Source organism: Streptomyces sp. SID486 (genome assembly GCF_009865385.1).
Taxonomy (GTDB): Bacteria; Actinomycetota; Actinomycetes; order Streptomycetales; family Streptomycetaceae; genus Streptomyces.
In genome coordinates this window covers 1-1476 of record NZ_WWJT01000154.1, presented here as the reverse complement: position 1 = coordinate 1476, position 1476 = coordinate 1, and the positions used below count along the sequence as shown (strand labels likewise).

Annotated in this window: 1 protein-coding gene and 1 pseudogene; both read left to right on the top strand. The window is 78.3% G+C overall.

Annotated features, from left to right (window positions below; all coding sequences use genetic code 11):
- Positions 1-945 (top strand): SWIM zinc finger family protein (locus GT045_RS07535; RefSeq protein WP_161333686.1); only part of this gene is annotated, 945 nt, incomplete at its 5' end.
- 341 nt (positions 946-1286) lie between these two features.
- Positions 1287-1476 (top strand): annotated as a pseudogene (locus GT045_RS07530) (hypothetical protein); the annotation flags it as partial.

The window sequence follows — 1476 nt, the reverse complement described above, 5'->3', positions numbered from 1 at the left end:
CCGGAGGCGGCCCGGCGGCGGGCCGGGCGCCGGGCCGAACGGGTCACGGCGGGCGCGACCGAGCTGGAGCAGCGCCTGGCGGACCTGCTGCGCGGCGGCCTGGCCACGGCCGAGCAGGCGGGATACGGGATGTGGGAGGAGACGGCGGCCCGCATGGTCGACGCCCAGGCACCCGGGCTGGCCGCGCGCGTGCGGGAGTTGGGGGCGATCCCGGCCTCCGGAGCGGGCTGGCCGGCCCGGCTGCTGGAGGAGTGCGCGCTGCTGCACCTGCTCGACCAGGGCTGGCTGCGCCGCGACCTGCTGCCGGACGCCCTCGCCGCCACGGTCCGCTCCCGGCTCGGCCTGCCCGCCGCACCGGACGGGCCGCCGGTACGCGACCACTGGCTGGTCCTCGCCCAGTACGACACGGTGGACCCGAAGCTGACGACGCGCCGGATATGGCTGCACGGCGCCGCGTCCGGCCGGACCCGGCTGTTGCTGTCCTACGGCGCGGCGGGCCGGGCACCGGAGCTGTCCCTGCCGGTCGGCCTGGCGCTGGAGGCCGAGCTGTCGGCGTATCCGGGCGCCGGCCAGCCCCGGTCCGCCCTGGGCGAGCGGTTCGCCACCCCGGCCCCGGCCGCGTTCCGCCCGCCGGGCGTGACCACCGCCGAGGCGGCGGCCGGGTACGGCGAGGCGCTGCGCGAGGACCCCTGGCTGGAGTCGGTCCCGGTCACCCTCGGCCGGGTGACACCGGTGCCCGACGGCGACCGGTGGCAGCTGGCCGACGCCGGCACGGACGCGGCCCTGCCGCTGACGGGTACCGCCCGCTCCCGGTCCGGCCTGTGGCGGCTGGTCGCCCTGTCCGGCGGCGCACCCGTCACGGTCTTCGGCGAGTGCGGCCACCGCGGCTTCACCCCGCTCACCGCCTGGCCGGAGGGCGTGGGCGAGGCGGTACCCCTGTGCTGACCCCGCCGCACCGACCACACCCGGGCGAGCGAAGAGCACGGGCGAGGCGGGCCCACCGCACCGACCGACCACGCGGCCCGCACACACGGCGGCCCGCACAGACAGGCGAAAGGAGCACAGGCGCGGCGAGCCCACTGCCAGGACCCGCCACGCGAACCGCACACGCAGACAGACGCAGGCAGGCGCAGAGCACAGGCGAGGCGGCCCCACCGTGTTGACCCGCCGCACGGGCCGCACACAGGCGGACAAGAGCGCGGGCGAGGCGGTGCCGGGCAGCGCGACCAGCCGCGCGGACCGCACGCACAGGCAGGTGGAGGGAAAACGATGAAGGGGGCGGCACGATGAACGGGACACATGCCGACGGGGGCACCACGACGTCGGAGAGCACCTGGGAAGAGCTGGTCACCACCGCCCTCCTCGGCACCGACCGGCGGTCACCGGCGCACGCCCCGTCCGACCGCCCGGCGCCCCTCGCGCTGCTCGACGCCGCCGCCGTGGCGACCGTGCGGCGGCGGGCCGGTCTGCGGCCCG